The sequence below is a fragment of the Aeromonas sp. QDB34 genome (genome assembly GCF_027705405.1).
GTDB classification, from domain to species: Bacteria; Pseudomonadota; Gammaproteobacteria; order Enterobacterales; family Aeromonadaceae; genus Aeromonas; species Aeromonas hydrophila.
The window spans coordinates 1-22,353 of record NZ_JAPDBT010000019.1 but is presented as its reverse complement, the minus strand read 5'-3'; the positions used below and the strand labels follow the sequence as shown (position 1 = coordinate 22,353).

At 54.9% G+C, this 22,353-nt stretch carries 23 protein-coding genes; 15 read left to right on the top strand and 8 right to left on the bottom strand.

The genetic code is table 11. The features are described from left to right. The first annotated feature begins 450 nt into the window (after window positions 1-450). The 6 genes from OKC29_RS18735 (at window position 451) to OKC29_RS18710 (ending at window position 4,608) form a co-directional block, all read left to right on the top strand. A complete protein-coding gene (locus OKC29_RS18735) occupies window positions 451-810 on the top strand; it encodes a hypothetical protein (protein ID WP_073351631.1) in 360 nt (119 codons plus the stop codon). A 467-nt stretch (window positions 811-1,277) separates the two neighbouring features. Next, window positions 1,278-2,201 carry a Shedu immune nuclease family protein gene (locus tag OKC29_RS18730; protein WP_073351635.1) on the top strand — a complete coding sequence of 308 codons (924 nt, stop codon included), beginning with the start codon at window positions 1,278-1,280 and terminating at the stop codon, window positions 2,199-2,201. Between the two features lie 154 nt (window positions 2,202-2,355). After that, entirely contained in the window at window positions 2,356-2,955 is a 600-nt protein-coding gene (locus OKC29_RS18725; protein ID WP_073351636.1) for a hypothetical protein, read from the top strand. A gap of 100 nt (window positions 2,956-3,055) precedes the next feature. Continuing rightward, window positions 3,056-3,430 (top strand): hypothetical protein, encoded by a 375-nt coding sequence (locus tag OKC29_RS18720; RefSeq protein WP_123785044.1) that lies wholly within the window; start codon window positions 3,056-3,058, stop codon window positions 3,428-3,430. A 3-nt stretch (window positions 3,431-3,433) separates the two neighbouring features. Further along, window positions 3,434-3,793, top strand: coding sequence for a hypothetical protein (locus tag OKC29_RS18715; protein WP_123785045.1), 360 nt, complete (start codon window positions 3,434-3,436; stop codon window positions 3,791-3,793). Window positions 3,794-3,876: 83 nt separating this feature from the next. After that, complete coding sequence (locus OKC29_RS18710) at window positions 3,877-4,608, top strand: HNH endonuclease (RefSeq protein ID WP_083557472.1); 732 nt, start codon at window positions 3,877-3,879, stop codon at window positions 4,606-4,608. Window positions 4,609-4,748: 140 nt separating this feature from the next. Here the strand turns inward: OKC29_RS18710 and cysC are convergent, their stop codons facing one another. The 5 genes from cysC to cysG all read right to left on the bottom strand — a co-directional run bounded on the left by cysC (window position 4,749) and on the right by cysG (window position 11,096). Next, the gene (cysC, locus tag OKC29_RS18705) at window positions 4,749-5,339 is read right to left on the bottom strand and encodes an adenylyl-sulfate kinase (RefSeq protein ID WP_073351639.1); all 591 of its coding nucleotides are present in this window, start codon (window positions 5,337-5,339) and stop codon (window positions 4,749-4,751) included. Window positions 5,340-5,485: 146 nt separating this feature from the next. Further along, a complete protein-coding gene (locus OKC29_RS18700) occupies window positions 5,486-7,210 on the bottom strand; it encodes an SLC13 family permease (protein ID WP_073351641.1) in 1,725 nt (574 codons plus the stop codon). Window positions 7,211-7,214: 4 nt separating this feature from the next. Continuing rightward, the gene (cysN, locus tag OKC29_RS18695; protein ID WP_073351643.1) at window positions 7,215-8,642 is read right to left on the bottom strand and encodes a sulfate adenylyltransferase subunit CysN; all 1,428 of its coding nucleotides are present in this window, start codon (window positions 8,640-8,642) and stop codon (window positions 7,215-7,217) included. Between the two features lie 24 nt (window positions 8,643-8,666). Further along, window positions 8,667-9,575: a sulfate adenylyltransferase subunit CysD gene (cysD, locus tag OKC29_RS18690; protein ID WP_017781532.1), complete on the bottom strand. Its 909-nt coding sequence runs from the start codon at window positions 9,573-9,575 to the stop codon at window positions 8,667-8,669. Between the two features lie 108 nt (window positions 9,576-9,683). Further along, the gene (gene cysG / locus OKC29_RS18685; RefSeq protein WP_073351646.1) at window positions 9,684-11,096 is read right to left on the bottom strand and encodes a siroheme synthase CysG; all 1,413 of its coding nucleotides are present in this window, start codon (window positions 11,094-11,096) and stop codon (window positions 9,684-9,686) included. A gap of 197 nt (window positions 11,097-11,293) precedes the next feature. Between cysG and OKC29_RS18680 the strand changes: the two genes are divergently transcribed. Further along, the gene (locus OKC29_RS18680) at window positions 11,294-12,214 is read left to right on the top strand and encodes an SPFH domain-containing protein (protein WP_011707311.1); all 921 of its coding nucleotides are present in this window, start codon (window positions 11,294-11,296) and stop codon (window positions 12,212-12,214) included. Then, window positions 12,211-12,666, top strand: a complete 456-nt coding sequence (locus OKC29_RS18675) for an NfeD family protein (protein WP_041218350.1) — start codon at window positions 12,211-12,213, stop codon at window positions 12,664-12,666. The genes OKC29_RS18680 and OKC29_RS18675 overlap by 4 nt, the downstream gene beginning before the upstream one ends. Window positions 12,667-12,749: 83 nt before the next feature. Here OKC29_RS18675 and OKC29_RS18670 read toward each other — a convergent pair whose 3' ends face one another. Further along, window positions 12,750-13,160 carry a CBS domain-containing protein gene (locus tag OKC29_RS18670; RefSeq protein ID WP_011707313.1) on the bottom strand — a complete coding sequence of 137 codons (411 nt, stop codon included), beginning with the start codon at window positions 13,158-13,160 and terminating at the stop codon, window positions 12,750-12,752. 153 nt (window positions 13,161-13,313) lie between these two features. Here OKC29_RS18670 and OKC29_RS18665 point away from each other — a divergent pair, with 153 nt between their 5' ends. The 3 genes from OKC29_RS18665 to OKC29_RS18655 are packed head-to-tail and all read left to right on the top strand — an operon-like array spanning window position 13,314 to window position 16,526. Next, window positions 13,314-15,224 carry an ABC transporter ATP-binding protein gene (locus OKC29_RS18665; RefSeq protein ID WP_073351648.1) on the top strand — a complete coding sequence of 637 codons (1,911 nt, stop codon included), beginning with the start codon at window positions 13,314-13,316 and terminating at the stop codon, window positions 15,222-15,224. Further along, window positions 15,217-15,678: a DUF2390 domain-containing protein gene (locus tag OKC29_RS18660; RefSeq protein WP_016351916.1), complete on the top strand. Its 462-nt coding sequence runs from the start codon at window positions 15,217-15,219 to the stop codon at window positions 15,676-15,678. The genes OKC29_RS18665 and OKC29_RS18660 overlap by 8 nt, the downstream gene beginning before the upstream one ends. Further along, window positions 15,672-16,526 carry a 23S rRNA (adenine(2030)-N(6))-methyltransferase RlmJ gene (locus OKC29_RS18655; protein WP_073351649.1) on the top strand — a complete coding sequence of 285 codons (855 nt, stop codon included), beginning with the start codon at window positions 15,672-15,674 and terminating at the stop codon, window positions 16,524-16,526. The genes OKC29_RS18660 and OKC29_RS18655 overlap by 7 nt, the downstream gene beginning before the upstream one ends. A gap of 50 nt (window positions 16,527-16,576) precedes the next feature. Here the strand turns inward: OKC29_RS18655 and OKC29_RS18650 are convergent, their stop codons facing one another. Next, window positions 16,577-17,506, bottom strand: a complete 930-nt coding sequence (locus tag OKC29_RS18650; protein ID WP_073351650.1) for a LysR family transcriptional regulator — start codon at window positions 17,504-17,506, stop codon at window positions 16,577-16,579. A 109-nt stretch (window positions 17,507-17,615) separates the two neighbouring features. Here OKC29_RS18650 and OKC29_RS18645 point away from each other — a divergent pair, with 109 nt between their 5' ends. Continuing rightward, window positions 17,616-18,215: an FMN-dependent NADH-azoreductase gene (locus OKC29_RS18645; protein ID WP_073351653.1), complete on the top strand. Its 600-nt coding sequence runs from the start codon at window positions 17,616-17,618 to the stop codon at window positions 18,213-18,215. 97 nt (window positions 18,216-18,312) lie between these two features. Here the strand turns inward: OKC29_RS18645 and OKC29_RS18640 are convergent, their stop codons facing one another. Further along, window positions 18,313-18,519: a hypothetical protein gene (locus OKC29_RS18640; RefSeq protein ID WP_162275835.1), complete on the bottom strand. Its 207-nt coding sequence runs from the start codon at window positions 18,517-18,519 to the stop codon at window positions 18,313-18,315. Window positions 18,520-18,705: 186 nt separating this feature from the next. Here OKC29_RS18640 and OKC29_RS18635 point away from each other — a divergent pair, with 186 nt between their 5' ends. The 3 genes from OKC29_RS18635 to OKC29_RS18625 all read left to right on the top strand — a co-directional run bounded on the left by OKC29_RS18635 (window position 18,706) and on the right by OKC29_RS18625 (window position 22,322). Continuing rightward, complete coding sequence (locus OKC29_RS18635; protein WP_073351657.1) at window positions 18,706-19,068, top strand: DUF2061 domain-containing protein; 363 nt, start codon at window positions 18,706-18,708, stop codon at window positions 19,066-19,068. Window positions 19,069-19,539: 471 nt separating this feature from the next. Then, on the top strand, window positions 19,540-21,276 hold the full coding sequence (locus OKC29_RS18630) for a hypothetical protein (protein WP_073351659.1): 1,737 nt from the start codon (window positions 19,540-19,542) through the stop codon (window positions 21,274-21,276). Continuing rightward, a complete protein-coding gene (locus OKC29_RS18625) occupies window positions 21,273-22,322 on the top strand; it encodes a hypothetical protein (protein WP_270669491.1) in 1,050 nt (349 codons plus the stop codon). Before OKC29_RS18630 ends, OKC29_RS18625 begins: the two co-directional genes overlap by 4 nt. Window positions 22,323-22,353 lie beyond the last annotated feature (31 nt).

Genomic DNA, 22,353 nt, shown 5'->3' with positions numbered 1-22,353 from the left:
CTCTTGTGGAAAAGACGGTTCTGGCCGTATGGGTACACCCATACCACCACTGCCCCAACCTTGATGCCCTCGTCCTGGCTTCTGCACTACACCTCACTCAACAGCGTGACGGCCCCGCAGTTCATTCCTCCGTCCAGATACGCAGCGAGCACTGAGCAAGCAAGGGCGCTGAGATCCCCCCATCGCCCGACCACCACCCCATGGCAGCTCAATTTATTGATCTTGCCCGAGAAATCATCCACTCCCCCTTCCCTAAAAGGCTCCGTTCGGTAACATGGCCAGCAGATCCCCTCTTGTCGGAGCAGCCATATACCAGACCAGAGCCACACCACAGGGAAAGGAGCAGCAGACTGGAGGCTGGAATTCAGGGGCGGTAGCGTGGTTTTTGTAAGTTGGCACAGCGCGTAGCGAAGACCAACAGACAAGTTCTTCAGCGTTAAAGGGAAAAATATGGATGTCATTAAGGCTTTAGAAATCATCTCAGCATTGTCAGAAGGTGTTAATCCTGAAACCGGTGAAGAGTTATCTGAAGAAAGCTGCTTCAATCAGCCGAAAGTCATTCGAGCTTTATTTATCGCAAAACAGAGCCTCGAAGCATCAATTTCTTCTCAAAAGCGTAAATCTGATTTACCAGAAAATGCTGGGAAGCCGTGGAAGCCAGACGAAGATGAGCTATTGGCAAATAGCTTTGATTCAGGCTTAGGTGTTGATGAATTATCAAGAATCCATAAAAGAACAAAAGGTTCCATTGCCTCCAGGTTAGTTCGTCTAGGTAAAATAAATGAGCGTTCCGATATTTATACTCGGTAGCTTCGCTCTTGTAGGTTGGCGCAGAGCGTAGCGAAGCCCAACAGACGAGCGTTATCACGTCAACCAGAGCAGGATAAACATGGATTGGGTCGTTCGGTAAAATAAATTTTCAGATATGTTCGCGGTAAACGTTGGGCTTCACTTCGTTCAGCACCAACCTACGATTTTTAGCCCAACATACGAGATACAATTTTTGGCCCAACATACTAGATGTATTTGCACACAGTATGGATGCTAGTGGAGCACCATATTGGATATAGAGGAAACACGACCATTTATCCTACAGTTAATGCAAGAAACATTGATATAACATATTGAAAGTATGGATAACTACATTGATGTGATACAAAAAAATTGGCAGGATATGTGGAACAGCCGCATGTTTCTATGTGGAAACATTCCGTATAATAAATTGTTAGGCATTACCCAATTGTTTCAAGTATCTACATTTAAAAGATAGAAAAAATATGGAAAAAAGACGAATTCCAACTCAACAAGTGAAAAAGAAGCTCATGGCTTTAAGTGGAAACAAGTGCGCATTTCCTGGTTGTGGGGAAAATTTGACTACGGAAAGTGGAAACATAATTGGTCACATTGCATTAATTGAGTCCATGTCTCCAGGAGCACCAAGGTTTAACCCCGCGAAGTCATCTAGTGAATTATTAGATGCAGATAATTATATATTGCTATGTCCAAATCATCATTACTTGATAGATAAAGAGCCCGAAAAGTACTCTATTGATTGGTTAAAGGCTGCACGGGAACAGCACCTAAAAAATATAACGAAGCTTCTATCTCAGCCTGAGTCTGAACATAAAGACACAACTAGCATATCTTTATCGAAAGCACTTAATAAATGGGAGCGTGAACGAGAAAACTCATCAGAAGAGTTTTGGCAAAGATTATTTGAAAGTTGCCCTCCACTAATTTCTCAAGCTTTTCCTAAAAGTATGTATCAGTTAGGTAGTAAATGTTATGTCGGTGGTAAATCTTGGACTAATACTGGAGGAAACTTAGTCGATTTCATCTACCTTAACAAATTTACTGGTAATATTGTTCTGGTCGAAATTAAAACGCCAAAAACAAAGTTGCTAGGGAAAAAGTATCGCAATAACGCATATTCAATAAGTGAAGAACTATCAGGCTCAGTGGTACAAGTATTAAACTATAAAGAACAGTTGATGAAAGAACTCTATCAACTAAAAGATGAGACATTTAATGCTTTTAATCCTAAATGCCTAGTTATAGCTGGTAGTCTTGAGAGTGAGTTCAATAATGAAACACAATACAAATCATTCGAACTATTTCGAAATAACAGTGCCGGAGTAGAAATACTCACTTATGATGAGCTTTTTCAAAAGTCTAAAGATACTTTGGCTATAGTAAATTAATATCTAACAAACGCTTCAAGAGGGACAGCCAACGCGCGGCATTTTTACTATGCGTTGGTTTTGGTGATTACGGTGTTATGCGGAAAGTTAGTAGTAGCGTTGGCTGCCCCTTAAGCGGGCGTTATACGTACATATGGAGCGAGAACAAAAATAAATGAAAATTTATAGCATAATAAAAGTTATTGGCGCAGGGCTAGCCACTATATTACTAGGAGCCATAGGCAGCGGTGTTTGGGAAAAGCTTCTATCGCCAGGACTAAAGAACCTAAGTGAATTCACTACAAAATCACTTTCTTCCATATCTCAAACATATTCAGACTCAATCTATTCAAAGGCATCCTCAATAGAAAATTACAACCAGCCAGATGTTGGCGGCATCCTACTTCTAATCATTATATTTGTATGGATACTTTTCCATGCACTTAGTTCTAAAACAGACAATACTGTAGTACGCATATTACATCGTGCGATGACTAATCAATTCAAAGGATGGGATGGAATATTATTTTCTAGCGCATTTCTTGTGCTTATCTTCTTCCTTATGGCAACCAACACCACTGTTAGTGAAATAAAGAAATACTCGGTAAAAAATATGGAGATAGTAAGGCCATACATTGGAGAAAGTAGCTATTTGATGCTTCGTTCAAATTATTTGCAAATGAAAAATGAAGATGATTTCAATGGATTTTTGTCAGAAATATATGCCATTGCTAAGGCAAAAAAAATCGATATAGATGAGTTCTCACAAGATTAAACGTATAACAAGTCAATCAACTTTGCGCCTTCGGCGCCGGACGCAGCAAAGCTGCGCCGGTTATTGAAGCATTATGCCTAGTGAGGATATCCCATTGAGCATGAAGAAGAGAGCGATAAAATCCCTTGATGGTTCTGACATTCATCAACAGTTTTATGCTGAAGTTAATGTTAACCCAGAAACTTTGGAATGTAGTCCAGAGTACTATGCTGCGGGTGTCAAATTAGTAAAAAAAGAAATAACAACGGAGCTGGCTAAAAAATATGCAGCACACTCTCTCATCGCAAAAGATTTGAAATATCTTATAAAAATGATGAAGTATGCTTCTTCAGTCGCCTTAGATGATAACCATGACGATGAGTCGACTAGTATTTTCGTACGAGACGAAATTGATTATAAATCGGATATTTTAAAAGCTATCTACATTTCTTCGGTTGTTACTTATGGGAAATGTTTTTCTCAAGCACATGGTTGAAAAGTGAAGCTAGATAGAGGGGCGATCTTCAAAGATGCTGATAGATCAATTAAAGATACTCATGATGATCTAATGGCTCAGAGAAATGACTATGTAGCACACGGGGGAAACACAAAGTATGAAAGTGCTAAGACATTTTTGTTACTTCATCCGTCGATCGAAGAAAATCTACCACCACTGATAACCACTTCTGCGATGCATGTATATGGATTTTCTAAGTCAGAATACAAAAGATTCTTGGTATTATTTGAATATGTTCAAGAAACACATAGAAATACCACCAAGAAGTTATATTCTGCTTTGCAGAAGCATGAGGTCGAAGGTAAATCTTTAAACGAATTTTACGAATCAACAAAGGCATAACAAGGCGCCGCTGTCGGACAAATTTTCCGCTGCTCTCCAAATTTGCCACAGAGCGCGGCGTTAGGCGCAAAATCGAGTTCAACATGAAAATCACAGAACAGCAGGTAGAAGCTGCATATTCTATTGCAAAGAAAGTCTATAGTGGTGAGTTAAAAACACAGGATGGATCTTTGTTTCTTACTGAAGAACATGGATTGAACCGAACTAGTGCAACAGACTTCATTAATGACTACAGATGTATGCTAAATGGAAGACTTTTTCAAAGAGGCATGAGCGCCTCTGCCATGAAATATTTCATAGAGAGCATATATAAAGATGGTAACTCAAACTCTCTTAGAAAGGCTTTAAATGCGTTAAACCTTCATATTGAGTATTGGGAAAATCATTACAACGTAACGGCTCATTCAATGAGACGTGTTTCTGAACAATTCGAAAAAGTTTGTAATCTACCAAAAACAGAGTCTGATTACATTCGGCAATTTGACGCAGAAGTAAAGAATGCTCTCAGCCTTTCTTCTTCAGAAAGAAAAAAACTGATTAAGGAAAGCGCAAAGGAGCCAACTAAAGTTGAAGTAACAACTCATATCTTCTCCAGAAATCCTCACGTTGTAGCTGAAAGGCTTCTAATAGCCAATGGAAAATGTGAGCACTGTAAAAAAGATGCTCCCTTTATCAGGATAAAAGATGGAACGCCTTATCTCGAAGTTCATCACAAAGAAAAATTAGCTGATGGCGGTGAGGACACATTGGAAAATACAATAGCTTTATGTCCAAACTGTCACCGGAAGTTCCACTTTGGCAATCCAAGCGCCTAAAAATTAAATCCAGGTGACGCCTGCGGCGCACCTGATTTAGGCGTCCGTAGGCTCGAATAGCGCAGCGTATTCGGACAATCGCGAATAACCGCGCCGAGATAACAATCCAGCTACCTTTATCAAATGGCGCAACTCAATCACTATAAATAATTCCCCAGCTTTAGCGCAGTCATCAACTCCTCCACCAGCACTTCCACCGGTTTGCCGGCATTGATCAGATGGATCTCGGGATCCTCCGGTGCCTCGTAGGCGGAGTCGATGCCGGTGAAGTTGCGAATTTCCCCTGCCCGCGCTTTTTTATAGAGCCCCTTGGGGTCGCGCTCTTCACAGATGGCGAGCGGCGCATCGACAAACACTTCGACAAACTCCCCTTCACCCACGAGATTGCGCACCAGCTCCCGCTCGGCACGAAATGGCGAGATAAAAGCGGTGAGCACGATAAGGCCCGCATCCACCATCAGTTTTGCCACCTCGCCGACCCGGCGGATGTTTTCTTGACGGGCGGCGTCATCGAAGCCGAGATCGCCGCACAGGCCGTGGCGCACGTTGTCCCCATCCAGCAGATAGGTGTGCTTGCCTTGCGCGGCCAGCGCCTGCTCCAGTGCCCCCGCCAGGGTGGACTTGCCCGCCCCTGAGAGCCCGGTGAACCAAATCACCAGGGGCTTTTGCCCTTTCAATTCGGCCCTACGCTCTTTGCCCACGGCATGCTGATGCCACACGATATTGCTCATTCACACTCCTTGCTTGGCGCTCGCGCCTCAATGCTGAAACGGTCTGGCTCCCTGGAGCTCAGCCTCTGGCCACTCGCCACTGACGGGGCCATGGTCGTCGTGTATTCCTATTCCCTACCAGCCACCAGGCCCCCAATTGCGCCGCCTTAAAACGGAAACAGCAGGGGCACCATGACGATCACCCCGAGGCTGTAAGCCAGGGAGACCGGCAGGGCCAGCTTGAGATAATCCGGCATCTTGTAGTTGCCCGCCGCATAGACCATCAGGTTGGTCTGGTAGCCGTAGGGCAGAATAAAGCTGGAACTCGCCCCGAACAGCACCGCCAGAATGAACGGCATAGTGGAGACATCCATACTGAGCGCCAGCTGGTAACCCATGGGGAAGGCCAGGGCCGCCGCGGCGTTGTTGCTCATCAGCTCGGTCAGCACCAGGGTAAACAGGTAGATACCGATAAAGGCGATGATGGGGCTGGCACCGTTGAACTCCCCCATCAGCCAGTCGGCGATGACCCGGGCCAGTCCGCTTTTTTCCAGCTGATCAGCGATGGCGAGCGCCCCGCCCACCACCAGCCAGATATCCAGCGGAAAGCGGCGGCGGATCTCGTCCAGGGTCAGGATGCGGGAGAACAGCAGCACCACCAGCATCACCAGCAGCCCCTTGAACAGCGGCACCAGGTCGAACACCGACAGCGCCAGCACCCCGAGGAAACCGCCCACCACGGCGGCGCTGCGCGTGGCATCGAGCCGGGTGGAGGCCTCCAGCCCGCTCACCACCACGAACTCGCGGGAGAGGGACTTGTTGCCCGCAAACTTGGGGCCGGGCGCCAGCAGCAAGGTGTCCCCTGCGTGCAGTTCAATCTGGCCGAGGCCACCGGTGAGCTGGGTCTCGCCCCGGCGCACCGCCAGCACCACCGCATCGAAGTGGGTGCGAAACTCCGCATCCTTGATGGTCTGCCCCACCAGCCGCGAGCTGTGGCTGACGATCACCTCCACCAGATGCTGGCCGTTGAGCCGGTGCTGGCCATATAGATCCAGCCCCTTGAGCTCCTGCAGCACGCCGACGCTCTCCACATCGCCGCAAAACAGCAGCATGTCCCCCTCGTGCAGCTCGTGTTCCGGCTGTACCGGGCAGATCACCTGGTTGCCACGGATGATCTCGGCGAGGTAGAGGCTTTTCAGGCTGCGCAGACCGTTCTCCTTGACGCTGCGCCCGGCCATGGGCGAGCCGGGGCCCACCTTGGCCTCGAGAAAGTAGCCGGATTCCCGGCTCATCTCGGTGTCCTGCTCCGGCAGGTGGCGGGCAAACAGCAGCACGGCCACCAGGCCGGTCAGCAGGGTCCCCGCCCCCACCATGAAGAAGTCGAACATGCCGAGCGGCTTGGCTCCCATCTTGATGAGGAAGCTGTTGACGATGAGGTTGGTGGAGGTGCCGATCAGGGTCAGCACGCCGCCAAAGGTCGCCGCGAAGCACATGGGCAGCAGCAACCGGGAGGGCGCATGGTTGGGATTGCGTTTGACCGCCCCCAGCATGGAGGCCACCACGGCGGTGTTGTTGACGAAGGCCGACAGGAAGGCGGTGGAGAACCACACCTTGACCAGCACCTTGTTGAAGGAGCCGGTGCCCACCAGATTGGCGAACCAGCTCATGACCCGGGTCTTCTCCACCGCGAGCGAGACCAGCAGCAACAACACCAGGGTCAGCAGGGCGCTGTTGGTATAGCCCGCCACCACGGCGTTGATGTCCGCCAGGCCGCTCAGGTAGGTGATGAGCACAGCGCCCGAGAAGAGCAGCGCCGGCCGGAGTTTGCCCTGGATCAGCAGGGCGACGAGGGCAACCAGCAGACCCAGCACCAGGGATTGTTGCCAGGTCATGGGCTTATTCCTTGCTTGCGTCGTTGCTGATGGTCAGCGCCTGCCAGTGGGGGAAGTGCTTGCGCACCAGGGCGTTGAGCTCGACTTCGAACTCGCTGTAGTGCCCGGTTGCCACTTTCGCGGCCAAGCCCTCCACTATCATGCCGGCACCGACGGTGACGTTGGTCAGCCGGTCAATGAGGATGAAGCTGCCGGTATCGCGGATCTCCTGATACGGGTCGAACGCCACCGGGTCGGTCAGGCTCAGCTCGCACAGGCCAATTTCGTTGAGCTTGAGTTCGCTCGCATCCAGCTCATCGAGCTTGTTGATCTCGATACGGTGGCGGATGGCCTCCACCTGGCCGCGACTCTTCTTGGTGGCCAGCTTGACGTCATAGACCCGGCCCGGCTGCAGAGACTCTTCCCCCATCCAGACGATGTGGGCCAGCAGGTTCTGGGTCACCAGCGGCTTTCTGGCGGCATCCACCAGCAGGTCGCCACGGCTGATGTCGATTTCATCGGCAAAGGTGACCGTGATGGCCTGACCCGGCAGGGCGTAGTCGAGATCGCCGTCGAAGGTGACGATGCGAGTCACCGTGCTCTCTTTGCCGGACGGCAGCACCGCCAGCTTGTCGCCGACCCGCAGGATGCCGGAAGCCAAGGTCCCCGCGAAGCCGCGAAAATCGAGGTTGGGGCGGTTCACGTACTGCACCGGCAGGCGCACCGGGTGACGCTCCAGCTCGCGCTCCACTTCGGCAGACTCCAGCAGAGAGAGCAGGGTCTCACCCTGATACCAGGCCAGCTTGTCGCTCGGGTTGACCACGTTGTCACCGTCCAGCGCCGAGACCGGCACGATATGGATGGTGTCGACGCTGAGCTTCTTGGCGAATGCGCGATACTCCAAGCTGATGCGCTCGAACACCTCCTGGCTGAACTCCACCAGATCCATCTTGTTGACCGCCACCACGAACTGCTTGATGCCGAGCAGGCTGGCGATAAAGCTGTGGCGGCGGGTCTGATCCAGCACCCCCTTGCGGGCGTCGATCAGGATGATGGCCAGATCGCAGGTGGAGGCGCCGGTGGCCATGTTGCGGGTGTACTGCTCGTGGCCCGGGGTATCCGAGATGATAAATTTGCGTTTCGCGGTCGAGAAATAGCGGTAGGCCACGTCGATGGTGATGCCCTGCTCGCGCTCCGCCTGCAGGCCGTCCACCAGCAGCGCCAGATCCAGCTTCTCGCCGGTGGTGCCGAGCTTCTGGCTGTCGGACTCCAGCGCTTTGAGCTGATCTTCATAGATCTGCTGGGAGTCGTGCAGCAGGCGGCCGATGAGGGTGCTCTTGCCGTCGTCCACGCTGCCGCAGGTGAGAAAGCGCAGCAGGCTCTTGTGTTGCTGGGCGTGCAGGTAGGCTTCAATCCCCTGTTCGCTGATTGCGGTCTGAATGTGGTTGTTCATGTTGCGATTCCTTAGAACATTTTTTTAGAAATAGCCCTGACGCTTCTTCTGCTCCATGGAGCCGGCCTGATCGTGGTCGATGAGCCGCCCTTGCCGCTCGCTCGAGGTGGTGATCAGCATCTCTTCGATGATCTCCGGCAAGGTGGTGGCATTGGATTCGATGGCACCGGTCAGCGGGTAGCAGCCGAGGGTACGGAAGCGCACCAGCTCCTGCTTCACCTCATCTTCCGGGCCGATGGGCATGCGCTCGTCATCCACCATGATCTTGATGCCGTTGCGCTCCACCACCGGGCGATGGGCCGCAAAGTAGAGCGGCACTATGTCGATGTTCTCGAGGTAGATGTATTGCCAGATATCGAGCTCGGTCCAGTTGGAAAGCGGGAACACCCGGATGCTCTCCCCCTTGTTGACCTGGCTGTTGTAGACGCGCCACAGCTCGGGGCGCTGGTTTTTCGGATCCCAGCGGTGGGACTTGTCACGGAAGGAGTAGACCCGCTCCTTGGCACGGGACTTCTCCTCGTCGCGGCGGGCCCCACCGAAGGCGGCGTCAAAGCCGTATTTGTTGAGCGCCTGCTTGAGCCCCTCGGTCTTCATGATGTCGGTGTGCTTGCCACTGCCATGCACGAAGGGGTTGATGCCCATGGCGAGGCCGTCCGGGTTCTTGTGGACGATGAGATCCAGCCCGTACTTCCTGGCGGTCTCATCGCGAAACTTGATCATCTCCTTGAACTTCCAGTCGGTGTCGACGTGCAGCAAGGGGAACGGGATCTTGCCCGGATAGAAGGCCTTGCGGGCCAGGTGCAGCATGACGGAGGAGTCCTTGCCGATGGAGTACATCATCACCGGGTTTTCAAATTCGGCAGCCACCTCGCGGATGATGTGGATGCTCTCGGCTTCCAGCTGCTGCAAGTGGGTCAGTCTTTCACGGTCCATGTCTGGGTCCTCGGTTCATTGCTAACGCGCCTGGTCAGGGCGCGGTGTTGGTTCAGGTCGGTGCCGCCATGGCCGCACCGTCAAATCGATGGATGTCGCCGCCGGCGCTCAGGCCAGACTCACCAGCTTGAGGTCGCAGGCGCCCTGCTGTTGCCCCTCGCCAAACCAGGCGAGCCGCTCGCGCAGGGCCACCACTTCGCCGATGACGATAAGTGACGGGCTCACCGCCTGCTGGGCCAGTTCGGCCAGGTCTGCCAAGGTGCCGGTCAGCACCCGCTGGCGGGCGGTGGTGCCGCGCTCGATGATGGCGATGGGGGTGGCACTGCTTCGGCCATGGCTCACCAGCTGCTGGCGAATATGCTCGGAGCGCATCAGCCCCATGTAGATGACCAGGGTCTGGCTAGTAGCGGCGAGCTGCTGCCAGTCGGGCTCTTTGCCCTCTTTCTGGCAGTGGCCAGTGATAAAGACGGCGCTCTGGGCATGGTCGCGGTGAGTGAGCGGAATGCCGGCATAGGCGGTGGCACCGGCGGCGGCCGTGATGCCGGGCACCACCGAGAAGGGGATGCCCTCCTCGGCCAGCACTTCCAGCTCCTCGCCGCCACGACCGAACATGAAGGGATCGCCCCCCTTGAGCCGCACCACCCGGTTGCCCGCCCTGGCGTATTCCACCAGCAGGCGATTGGTCTCCTCCTGCGGCACGCTGTGGGCGCCGGCCTTCTTGCCGACCGACACCAAGGTGGCATCGCGGCGCACCAGGTCCAGGATCTCGGGCGAGACCAGCTGGTCGTAGAGCACCACTTCGGCCTGCTGAATCTGTTGCAGCGCCTTGAGGGTCAGCAGGCCCGGATCGCCGGGGCCCGCCCCCACCAGCACCACCTCGCCCACTTCGCTTGTCGCATGGTCGAGGCCATCGTTCAGCCACTGCTCGGCCCCCTGCCAATCTTCTTTCTCAATCAAACCGGCCAGGGTGTTGGAGGCAAAGGCGCGCTCCCAGAAGCGGCGACGGTCGGAAATGGAAGAGAGCACCCGCTTGGCCTGGTCACGGACCCGGCCGGAGAGCTCGGCCAGCCCACCAAGATGGCGCGGCAGCAGGCTCTCCAGCCGCTCGCGCAACAGGCGCACCAGCACCGGTGCCTTGCCGCCGCTGGAGACGGCCACCATGATGGGGCTGCGATCGATGATGGAAGGGAAGATGAAGCTGGAACGCTTGGGGTCATCCACCACATTGACGAACAGACCCAGCTGGTTGGCACTCTGATAAACGAGGGCGTTGACTTCGAGGTTGTCGGTCGCCACCACTACCAAAATCTGGCCTGCCAGATGGGCCGGAGTGAAGCGCTCGGCCAGATGGGTAAAACGACCGGAAAATTCCGTGAATTCGGGTTCCAGTTCGGGGGAGACCAGGGTCAGCCTGGCGCCGGCCGCCAACAGCAGGCGCGCCTTGCGCAGGGCCACTTCGCCCCCTCCCACCAGCAGCACAGGGCGACCGTCCAATTTGGCAAACATCGGCAAATAATCCATTTCGGCCCATCCCTCGGAACACGACTAATATGGGGCGACTATAGGCAGGGCTGCTTATCCCTCAAAATAATAAAAAATGCTTTTTAATGCGTTTTAGTAATTAACAAAGCCGTATGATGACAAAGGCGAAGCAAGGCGCTTGTGGTGCCAGGCGCAAGACCATAGGCTAGTGAAAGTGTTTCATAAGGAGCTTAATAATGAATGAATCATTGATTGTGCTGGGGATCTTCGTGTTTCTGGTACTCGCGACCCTGAGCGCCGGCATCAAGATAGTGCCGCAGGGCTACAACTGGACCGTGGAGCGCTTCGGCCGCTACACCCGCACCCTGGTGCCGGGCCTCAACCTGCTGATCCCCTATGTGGACAGGGTCGGCCACAAGATCATCATGATGGAGCAGGTGCTGGACATCCCGGCGCAAGAAGTGATCTCCCGCGACAACGCCAACGTCACCATCGACGCCATCAGCTTCGTGCAGGTGGTGGATGCCCGCAAAGCCGGCTATGAGGTCAACGACCTCACCAGCGCCATCCGCAATCTCACCATGACCAACATGCGGACCGTGCTCGGCGCCATGGAGCTGGACGAGATGCTCTCCCAGCGCGACACCATCAACGAGAAGCTGCTGCGCACCATGGATGCCGCCACCGCCCCCTGGGGCATCAAGGTGACCCGCATCGAGATTAAAGATGTACGTCCGCCGCTGGCACTGGTTGAAGCCATGAACGCCCAGATGAAGGCTGAGCGCCAGAAACGGGCCGAGGTACTGGAAGCCGAAGGGGTGCGCCAGTCCAAGATCCTGAAAGCGGAAGGGGAGAAGCAGTCCCAGATCCTCAAGGCCGAGGGTGAACGTCAAGCCGCCTTCCTCGCCGCCGAAGCGCGCGAGCGCGCCGCCGAGGCGGAAGCCAAGGCGACCCACATGGTCTCCAAGGCCATCGCCGAAGGGGATCTGCAGGCCATCAACTACTTCGTGGCCCAGAAATACACCGAGGCGCTGGCCCGCATCGGCGAAGGCCCCAACAGCAAGGTGGTGATGATGCCGCTGGAGGCGGGCAGCCTGATCGGCGCCGTGGCCGGCATGGCCGAGCTGTTCAAGGATGGCAAGGGCGGCAAGTCATGACAGCCCTGTTCGAGGGGCTGACCCACTGGCACTGGCTGGGGCTCGGCTTCGCGCTGCTGGCCATCGAGGTGCTGGGCTCGGTGGGCTTTCTGCTCTGGACCGGCATCGCCGCGCTGGAAGTGGGCCTGCTGCTGCTGGTCTGGCCCTTCGGCTGGCAGGCGCAGTTGCTGCTGTTCGGCCTACAATCCCTGCTCACCACCTGGGCCTGGTGGCGCTGGCAGCATCGCCGGGATCGCTCCAGCCGGGATGCCGCCGCCCCCATCAACGAGCGGATGCAGGGGTATCTTGGCCGCGAGCTGGTGCTGCTGGATGACGTGACCCAGGGGATGAGCCGGGTACACCTGGACGACACCGCCTGGACGGTGCGCTGCAGCCAGCCGCTGAGCGCCGGCAGCAAGGTGCGGGTGACGGGGCATGACTCCCATATCCTGCTGGTGGAACCGCTGCCCTGACACAGGGGCAAGGCGCCAGTGACCGCCGACAACAAAGGGCTCCTCGGAGCCCTTTTCGCTGTCTTGCAAACTGTGCCGGCGCGCTAGAAGGCGTCGCTGTCGAGGGCTGCGCGCAGCAGATCCTTCCAGCTGATGATGCCGACCAGGGCGCCGTTTTCCAGCACCGGCAGGCAGGAGACGTTCTTCTCCAGCATCATCTTGACCCCGTCCCGCACCGTGAGCTGGGGGGCGATGGTGATGGGGTGGCGGCTCATGATCTGGTGGGCGCGCCGGTTGAGGGTCTCGGTGTCGCGGCTCATCTCGGCCTCGGAGTCCAGATAGGGGCTGATGGCGCGGAACAGATCCCGGTCCGAAATGACCCCCACCAGCTCCTCCTCTTCCAGCACCAGCAGGTGGCGAAAGTGAGCCTGCTCGAAGATCTCCTTGATGACATTGAGCCTGTCATCCATGGAAACGGTGGCGACCCGGGTCGTCATGATGTCCCTGATAAGCATGCTAACCTCCCCAACCCTGACTGATTGCTCTGTTATGGCATGTTTTTGCCCCCCCAGCCAGTGGTTGCCCCCCACCTCAAGTGCAAATCTGCGCCGTTTCACGTAAGATCCGCGCCAGTTTTTCTCCTCCATTTGAGCCAAGCAGACCAATCCATGATAGTTGCCAGTCAAATCGAACTGATCCGCGGCGGCCGCAAGCTGCTGGACAACGCATCCGCCACCATTCATCCCGGCCACAAGGTGGGTCTGGTGGGCAAGAACGGCTGTGGCAAGTCCACTTTTTTTGCACTGGTACGGGGCGAGCTGGCCATCGACAGCGGCACCTTCAGCCTGCCCGCCGGCTGGCAGATTGCCGGCGTGGCGCAGGAGACTCCGGCGCTGGACTGCTCCGCCCTCGACTACGTGATCGACGGCGACAAGGAGTTCCGCGCGCTGGAGGCCCAGCTGGCCCAGGCCGAGCAGGATGACAACGGCCTGCTGGTGGCCGAGCTGCACGGCAAGCTCGACACCATAGGCGCCTACAGCATTCGTGCCCGCGCCGCCGAACTGCTGCACGGCCTCGGTTTCAGCGACGAGCAGCTGAGCTCGCCGGTACGCAGCTTCTCCGGTGGCTGGCGCATGCGCCTGAACCTGGCCCAGGCGCTGCTCTGCCGCTCCGATCTGCTGCTGCTCGATGAACCGACCAACCACCTGGATCTCGACGCCGTCATCTGGCTGGAGAAGTGGCTCAAGGCCTATCAGGGCACGCTGGTGCTGATCTCCCATGACCGCGACTTCCTCGATTCGGTCATCAGCCGCATCATCCACATCGAGAACGGCAAGCTCAACGAATACACCGGCGGCTACTCCGACTTCGAACTGCAGCGCGCCGAACACCTGGCCCAGCAGCAATCCATGTACGAGAAGCAGCAGCGCGAGATGTCCCACATGCAGGCGTATGTGGACCGCTTCCGCTACAAGGCCTCCAAGGCCCGCCAGGCCCAGAGCCGGCTCAAAGCGATGGAGCGGATGGAGAAGATCCTGCCCGCCCACGCCGACTCCGAGTTCAGCTTCGAGTTTCGCGAGCCGTCGGCCCTGCCGACCCCGCTGATTGCCATGGAGAACCTCGGCGCCGGTTACGGCGACAAGGTGATCCTGGAGAAGATCAAACTCAACCTGGTGCCCGGTTCGCGCATCGGCCTGCTCGGTCGCAACGGCGCCGGCAAATCCACCTTTATCAAGATGCTGTCGGGCTCCAACCCGCCGCTCTCCGGCAAGCTCGAGGTGAGCGCCGGAGTGAGCATCGGCTACTTCGCCCAGCATCAGCTGGAGACCCTGCGCCTGGACGACTCGCCCCTCGATCACCTGGTGCGCCTCGCGCCGGACAAGACCGAGCAGGAGCTGCGCAACTACCTCGGCAGCTTTGGCTTTCACGGTGACAAGGCGCTCGACAAGGTGGCCCCCTTCTCCGGCGGCGAGAAGGCGCGGCTGGTGCTGGCCCTCATCACCTGGCAAAAGCCCAACCTGCTGCTGCTGGATGAACCGACCAACCACCTGGATCTGGAGATGCGCCACGCCCTGACCATGGCGCTGCAAGGCTTCGAGGGCGCCATGGTGGTGGTCTCTCACGACCGGCACCTGCTGCGTACCACCACAGATGACTTCTATCTGGTGCACGGTGGCCGGGTCGAGCCGTTCGACGGCGATCTGGACGACTACCACAAGTGGCTCGGCGAGCAGGAGAAAGAGGCCAACGCCAAACCGGACGATGGCCCTGTCTCCGCCAACTCGGCGGTGGCGCGCAAGGATCAGAAGCGGCGCGAGGCGGAGTTCCGGCAAGCGACCCGGCCGCTGCGCCAGAAGCTGGAGAAGCTCGAAACCAGCATGGAGAAACTGCAGGCCAAGCTGGCCGCGGTGGAAGAGCAGCTGGCCGACCCCGCCATCTACGAAGAGAGCGCCAAGCAGAAGCTCTCCGAGCTGCTCAAGTCCCAGGGCCCCATCAAGGAGGAGCTGGAAGGGGTGGAACTGGAGTGGATGAGCCTCTCCGAGGAGCTGGAAACCATGGAGCAGGCCTTCCTTGCGTGACGAACAGCTGATGGCGAGCGAGCGGATCGCCGCCCACGAACTGCCGGGCCCGCTCGACTTCTGGCAGTGGAGCGGCGAGGTGTACGGCGCACGCAGCCAGGACTGGCTCAGCGTGCAGGCGCAGGGGGGCAACGTCAATCTGGCCCTGTTGCTGCACCGGCTGGATCAGTGCGGGATCCCGGTCGATCTGACCGACCTGCAACCGGCGCTGGTGCAGACCGAGGCGGTGCTCGGCCCCTGGCGTACCCTGCGTTCGAGCGCCAAGGCGCGGCTCGGCGAGCAGGAGTATCAGGCCATGCTGGCCCACGAGCTGGAGCTGGAGCGGCTGCAGCAGGGAGTGCTGCTGCAGACCCTGCGCAGCCTCACCCTGTTTCGCGGCAACAGCCGCAACTTGTTGAACTATCTATTGTTACTGGGGGCCCAGCAGGGCCCCCTCAGAGACCTAATATGCTGAGTTATCGCCACGCCTTTCACGCCGGCAACCACGCCGACGTGCTGAAACACGCCGTTCAGGCCCTGATCATCGAGTCCCTCAAGAAGAAGGAGAAACCCTTCATCGTGCTGGACACCCATGCCGGCGGCGGTCTCTACGACCTGCGCGGCGACTGGTCCCAGAAGAAGGCGGAATATGCTGACGGCATCGGCCGGCTGTGGGATGAGCGGGCCCAGTGGTCTGCCATGGCCCCCTATCTGGGTGTCATCGAGGAGATGAACAGCGATGGCCAGCTGCACTACTACCCCGGCTCGCCGGAGCTGTCGCGCCGCCTCGCCCGCGAGCAGGACAAGCTGGCGCTGATGGAGCTGCACAACAACGAGGTGGAAGACCTGCGCGCCAACATGGGTTACGACCCCCGCGTCGCCGTCCACCATCGTGACGGCTTCGAGGGGCTGGTGGCCCTGCTGCCGCCCACCCCGCGCCGCGGCCTGGTGCTGATCGACCCGCCCTATGAGCTGAAGGAAGATTACTTCGCGGTGGTCGATACCCTTAAAAAAGCGCAAAAACGCTGGGCCACCGGCATCTACGCCCTCTGGTATCCCATTCTGGGGGAAGAGGCGGACAAGTCCCGCGACATGCTGCGCGCCATCAAGCGCGAGAACTTCGGCAACGTCCTGGTGGCCGAGCTGGAAGTGGCCGGCCAGACCACCGATTGGGGCATGAACGGCTCAGGCATGCTCATCATCAGCCCGCCCTGGCTGCTGGACGAGCAGATTGAAGCCTTCTTGAAACCCCTCTGTGCCAAGCTGGCGCAGGGCGCCGGCGCCCAGTACAAGGTCGAGTGGCTCAACAAGGTTGAAGCGTAACGCCTTGCATCACTCGCACACCGCCAAGGGCCTGCCACTGCAGGCCCTTTTTATTGACCATGACTGCCCGCCCCTGCCACGCTGGCAAGCCGCTCCGGAAGCCGGCTCGCCAGCCAGTCGATGGCCATTCTGGTCTTGAGCGGCAGGTGCGGGCTGTGAGGCCAGAGGGCATTGATGGGGTAGCGCCTGCCCTTGAGCGAACCCAGCACTTCGCGCAGCTCGCCCCGCTCAAGGTGCGGGCGCGCCAGCCAGGCCGGCAACCAGGCCAGGCCAAAGCCCGCGATGGCTGCCTGAGTGATGGCGTGCAGATCGTCCAGCTGCAGGCGCCCCGTCGGCCGCACCGATTGCCACTGGCCATCCAGCTGCCACTGCCACGCCAGCACCCGCCCCTGTCGCAGATAGGCGATGCCCTCGTGCTCGGCCAGATCCGCCAGCGTCATCGGTTCGCCACGCTCGGCCAGATAGCTGGGCGCGGCGCAGAGCGTCATGCCGTGCTCGCCGAGCCGGCGCGCCGCCAGATCCAGGCTGTCCGGCGGCTCACCGTTGCGGATCACCAGATCGAGCCCCTCCTCCACCAGATCCACCTTGCGATCGCTGAACGACAGCGACAGCGCCAGCCCGGGATGGGCCTGCGCCAGCTCCAGCAGCAGGGGCGCCACACACAGCTGACCGAACAGCACCGGCATGGAGACCTTGAGGCTGCCGTTGAGAGTGAGCTTGTTGCTGGCCAGCGCCGCCTCGCCGAGGCGCACCTCCTCCAGCGCCCGCAGGCAGTGGCGATGGAACAGCGCCCCCTCCTCAGTCAGGCTCTGGCTGCGGGTGGTGCGGTGAAACAGCTGGACGCCGAGACGCTGCTCGAGCCGGGCAATCCCCTTGCCCACCGCCGAGCGGGTGAGGTGGAGCCGCTCGGCGGCCTGGGCGAAACTGCCCGCCTCCACCACGCTGGCGAACAGATCGAGGCCATTGAGACTGTTTGCCATCTGTTGCATACCTTGTGGAACCAATATGGCGAAATAGTATCAGCACTGCGGAAAAAAATGACTGATAAGCTCCCTTCATCCCCACACTTTGTCAGATGGAGTTCACCTCATGAGTCAGATCCTGCTGCTGCAATCCAGCCTCAACGGCCCCGCGTCCCGTACCAACCAGTTGATGGAACGCTTTCTGCAAGCGCGCCGGGAGCAGGGCCACCAGGACCAGGTGGTGGTGCGCGACCTGCCTGCCCTCGCCCTGCCGCCACTGGACAGCGCACTGTTTCACGCCCTGCGGGGGGGCGAACCGGCCAGCGAGGCCATCCGCCAGGCGGTGGTGCTGTCGGATCAACTGATTGCCGAGCTCAAGGCCACCGACCTGCTGCTGATCGGCGCCCCCATGTACAACCTCAACGTACCGACCCCGCTCAAGAACTGGTTCGATCTGGTGGCGCGAGCCAGGGTCACCTTTCGCTACACCGACAGCTACCCCATGGGGCTGGTAGAGGGGGTAAAAGCCCTGGTGTTCAGCAGCCGCGGCGGCGTGCATCAGGGACAGGCAACGGATGCGGTCACCCCCTACCTCGAGTCCGTGCTCGGCCTGATGGGCATCGTACAGGTGGAGTTCGTCTACGCGGAAGGGATGGACCTGCGCCCCCATGGGGCGGAGCAGGGCATGCGCCAGGCCCATGAGCGGATCGTCGCCCTCAGCCGGTGAGACCCTCGCCCGCCTCTTGCCGCCCCAACCGGCAACTGCGCGGGAGACGCCCAAATAAAAAAGCCCCGTCACGGGGCTTTTTGCATGTCGGCCAACCTCACGTTTTGCCCGGGAGATCCCGCCAGAGCGCCAGAATAAGCAGCGCCAGCAGGGCGAAAGGCGGGGCCAGACTGAGCAGCATGCACAGCACGGTGATCAGCACCGGATGCTCACTCTTGCGGCGGGCCAGTCGCCAGGCCACGATGCCGACGATGATCATCAGCAACAGGATGAACTGCCCCATCAGGGTGGCGTTGATATTCATATGCATGAAAGCTCCTTTTTCATGGCAAAGGCTCACTCTAGCGCCGCTGTGGCCCCAGGCAACTCCCAATCCGGTGAGGGCGTTCTCACTTGATAGGTCCTCCCTATCCAACCATTAGATGAGAATAATTTTCATTTAATGCAGTTTCGGGGGATACTCTGCTCATAACCAGAGGGAGCCGCCATCATGAAAAAGACCATCAGCTTTGCCGTTTTGCACTTCACCGTGGCCTTCACCGTGGCTTACCTGCTGACCGGTGAACTGCTCACCGCCAGCCTGATCGCCCTGATAGAGCCCGCCGTCAACACGGTCGCCTTCTACTTTCACGATCTCGGCTGGCACAAGCTCAAGCCCCACCACAGCCTGCAGGCCAAGACCAGCAGCTTCGCCCTGGTGCACTTCTCGGTGGCCTTTGGCGTCGCCTACCTGCTGAGCGGCGAGCTGCTCACCGGCGGCGTGATGGCGATGATCGAGCCTGCCATCAACACTGTAGTGTTCTTCTTCCACGAGCGGCTGTGGCGCGCACGTCAGCCACTGGCACTGGCCTGAGGGAGGGGCTACGGCCCCTCCCCACACCTGAACAAGCTTCTCTCCCCCGGCAAGGGCACCACTCCCTGCCGTACTGACCAATTTGTTGATCCCGCCCCAACATTTATCACCCCGCCCTTCCCCTGCGCCCCTCTCTCGCTACCATATCCGAATGGCAATCCAAGCCTCGTCGGAGTCATCCATGAACCCTCTCCGCCACTCCCGTTGGTTACAAAGCAGCAGACTGGAGGCTGAAATTCAGGGGCGGTAGCCATGCCGGCGTTTGCCATGACCAAGGTCACACGACTTTTCTATGTTGTTGTAATGGTTGTGCAAAAAGAAGAGGGCAAGCGAATACAGTCAGCTTCAGAGGTAAGAATGTACTTATAACAAGTTAAATCAGCGGAAAACCACTCGCTACGCTCGCGTTTTCTGCTATTTAAAGCGTGAACTGTACAACATCGCAGATTATCACTATAGGAATGGAATAACGTGGATGACTTAAAAGGTAAATTGACTCTGGCATATAAGGATGGCAATTTTTTTGAGCTCATCCAAGAAATTTATTACCAAGACCTAAAAGATGAAAAACTTCTACCTGACATATTGGCTGAACTACATAACAAGGGCCATTTGAACCTTGTAGAGTTGTTTCACGGCTTCAAAAACAAGACTGAAAATCATGGTTTTTTTTCAGTACGACGAGTTTTCGAGAAAGTTCTACCACTTATCAATGCTCATGTCGGTGAAGTAGCTCAATGTGTTAAGCACCTTATCTTAGAAGCAGGTCAAGACATGGCGGCTTATACGCTATTGTCTCCATTTAGAGAGTTTTGTCAGCATGATCCTTCTAGAAGTCAAACTCTTTTAGAGCTCGCATTAACAGAAATTGACGAAGAGTTTGATCACTTATCAACTGCTATTGAAGCAGGAGCTAACAGCGACGAGACATTTTATGTTGGCAAAGCTATTGAGTTACTTGGCAATGAAAATAAATTAGTAATGCAAAGAGCTATTTTTGCATTAGGTAGAATTGGATTTCGAGACGAAACTCTATTGGAGCCTGTTGCAAAAGCCATATGCAAAGCATCTGTTTCCTCGCCGAGTGATATTATCTTGGCAACGTCGATGCATACATTGTTTTCGATAACATCTAAATCTAGTGAGTTAGAAGGTTTGTTCTTAAATTTTTTAAGTACACACTCAAACAATTTAGGTGACCGATATATCCATGCTGCTTCCGAAATTCTTTTCTATGAAGAAAAAAAGGTAGGTGCGAACGTTGAATCTGAATTGTTAAATATTTGCAGCCACACTAACCCTAAAAACAAAGGTACCATTAACAACATTGATTATACACTAGAGCGTATATTGAAACGAAATGATTATGATAATTGCGTTGACTTTTTAGAGCGCTTTTTCGAGCTGTGCAATTATCAGCTATCAGTTAAACATTTCGATAGCTTTGTTAGAGAGCTGTATGTTAATAAACATACTCAGTTATCCTCATTGCTTACTCGATGGTTGTTGTCAAAAAAAGTAGCGCTAGGCAAGTACGCGGCTGACCTTCTTCGAGATTCAAATAAAGGCATTTCCATTGGTTTTGACATTTCTAGCTTGACTAATGAAAGCAAAGGTGTGCATTTATTTCTGGCGAGAAAAGCTTGTGGATGGTTCTTCAATCAACCGAAAACAGCAATTAGCTTAATTGAGTCGTTAATTCTTACAGCTACTGAAGATGAATTAAACAATATTCAACGACTCATTATCCACCCTCTTTGCGTGAGTTATCCAGGAAGTATATGCGACCATATAAATACCCTTAAAGAGTCAAAAGAAGAAAGAATAAAGCAGTTAGCATCTCATGTGTTATCTGAATACGAAGAATATCAAACATCAGTAAGATCAGCATTGAAAATTCATGAATTAATCCCTAGCGAACAGGATAGACATACGTATTGGAGATATCACAACAAATTAATGAGCGAGTCTATGACAAAAGCCAGAAGCAAGTCATTTTTTACCTCTTTATTTGCTGGAAATGAATCAGTGTTACTATATGGAAACAAGTCGATTCACTATATACATCATGGTGAAAAAAAGACCCGCCAGGAAGTACCTCTTAGTGAAATCAGCACATCAATTGAATTTGCATCAATGCATAACCTCGACCCACACAGTTTAGAAAATATGATATGGCAGTTTAAGGTGGAGGGCTGTACATCATGAAGTTAGTGATTAGACAATATTTAGCTTCTTTGAAAGAGCGGGGTGAACTGGATGCTTTACTGCCCGACTTACTATCGCAAATAGGATTGGAAGTATTTTTAAAACCGGGAGTAGGCAGTAGGCAATTTGGAGTAGATGTGGCAGCTTTTGGTAAGTTGTCTAGTGAATCTGAAGATAAGGTTTATCTATTCTCGGTGAAATCTGGTGATTTAGATAGAAAGGATTGGGATGGTGGTAACCCACAAGATCTGCGTCCTTCTATCAATGAAATAATAGATGTATTTATTCCTACCAGAATTCCAGCGGAATACAAAGACTTTCCTGTTGAGATTTGTTTGTGTTTTGGTGGTGAAGTTAAAGAAGAAGTAAGACCTAACGTAAGTATGTTTTTAGGTAAATTAAAAACAGATGACTTAACTTTTTCTGAATGGAATGGCGATAGGCTTGCTTACTTAATTGAACTGCATATGCTGCGTGAGGAATTGTTACCCAGAAACTGTCGTGCTTTACTTCGTAAGTCACTGGCGATGATTGATGAACCAGAAGTATCATTCAAACACTTTAGCAAGCTTGCCATTAACCTAACTCGTACTGATAATAAAAAACCAAAAGATATTTTAACGGGAATTCGCCAACTATACTTATGTCTTTGGATTCTATATTCATGGTGTAGAGATGAAGATAATCTAGAAAGCGCATACCTATCGGCAGAGTTCATGATACTGAATGCTTGGGAAGCCGCAAAGTTTTCGTTTGGTAAAAAAAATACGATAGCAGTTTCCACATTGACAACTTTAGATTCAATTCTTAAACTAAATTTACAAGTATCAAATCAATACATAGAAGAAAAAATCATCCCTCATTGCAATAGCTTGTATGCGATATCACATGCGGTAAGACCGTCTTGTGCCACAGATGTAAACTTGAAATTATTTGATGTTCTAGGTCGTTTAGCCCTAACTGGTTGTTGGTCTTATTGGTACTTAAGCCAAGTCAGTGAAGCGCGAATTCAACTTCGAAGTGCGACACTCGCCTATGCCGCCTGACGGTACTCTTCGAATACCTTGACAGGCTGCC

Coding starts and splice junctions, on each gene's coding strand:
- OKC29_RS18735 (WP_073351631.1), top strand. CDS start 451: ATGGATGTCATTAAGGCTTTAGAAATCATCTCAGCATTGTCAGAAGGT.
- OKC29_RS18730 (WP_073351635.1), top strand. CDS start 1,278: ATGGAAAAAAGACGAATTCCAACTCAACAAGTGAAAAAGAAGCTCATG.
- OKC29_RS18725 (WP_073351636.1), top strand. CDS start 2,356: ATGAAAATTTATAGCATAATAAAAGTTATTGGCGCAGGGCTAGCCACT.
- OKC29_RS18720 (WP_123785044.1), top strand. CDS start 3,056: ATGAAGAAGAGAGCGATAAAATCCCTTGATGGTTCTGACATTCATCAA.
- OKC29_RS18710 (WP_083557472.1), top strand. CDS start 3,877: ATGAAAATCACAGAACAGCAGGTAGAAGCTGCATATTCTATTGCAAAG.
- cysC (WP_073351639.1), bottom strand. CDS start 5,339: ATGAGCAATATCGTGTGGCATCAGCATGCCGTGGGCAAAGAGCGTAGG.
- OKC29_RS18700 (WP_073351641.1), bottom strand. CDS start 7,210: ATGACCTGGCAACAATCCCTGGTGCTGGGTCTGCTGGTTGCCCTCGTC.
- cysN (WP_073351643.1), bottom strand. CDS start 8,642: ATGAACAACCACATTCAGACCGCAATCAGCGAACAGGGGATTGAAGCC.
- cysD (WP_017781532.1), bottom strand. CDS start 9,575: ATGGACCGTGAAAGACTGACCCACTTGCAGCAGCTGGAAGCCGAGAGC.
- cysG (WP_073351646.1), bottom strand. CDS start 11,096: ATGGATTATTTGCCGATGTTTGCCAAATTGGACGGTCGCCCTGTGCTG.
- OKC29_RS18680 (WP_011707311.1), top strand. CDS start 11,294: ATGAATGAATCATTGATTGTGCTGGGGATCTTCGTGTTTCTGGTACTC.
- OKC29_RS18675 (WP_041218350.1), top strand. CDS start 12,211: ATGACAGCCCTGTTCGAGGGGCTGACCCACTGGCACTGGCTGGGGCTC.
- OKC29_RS18670 (WP_011707313.1), bottom strand. CDS start 13,160: ATGCTTATCAGGGACATCATGACGACCCGGGTCGCCACCGTTTCCATG.
- OKC29_RS18665 (WP_073351648.1), top strand. CDS start 13,314: ATGATAGTTGCCAGTCAAATCGAACTGATCCGCGGCGGCCGCAAGCTG.
- OKC29_RS18655 (WP_073351649.1), top strand. CDS start 15,672: ATGCTGAGTTATCGCCACGCCTTTCACGCCGGCAACCACGCCGACGTG.
- OKC29_RS18650 (WP_073351650.1), bottom strand. CDS start 17,506: ATGGCAAACAGTCTCAATGGCCTCGATCTGTTCGCCAGCGTGGTGGAG.
- OKC29_RS18645 (WP_073351653.1), top strand. CDS start 17,616: ATGAGTCAGATCCTGCTGCTGCAATCCAGCCTCAACGGCCCCGCGTCC.
- OKC29_RS18640 (WP_162275835.1), bottom strand. CDS start 18,519: ATGAATATCAACGCCACCCTGATGGGGCAGTTCATCCTGTTGCTGATG.
- OKC29_RS18635 (WP_073351657.1), top strand. CDS start 18,706: ATGAAAAAGACCATCAGCTTTGCCGTTTTGCACTTCACCGTGGCCTTC.
- OKC29_RS18625 (WP_270669491.1), top strand. CDS start 21,273: ATGAAGTTAGTGATTAGACAATATTTAGCTTCTTTGAAAGAGCGGGGT.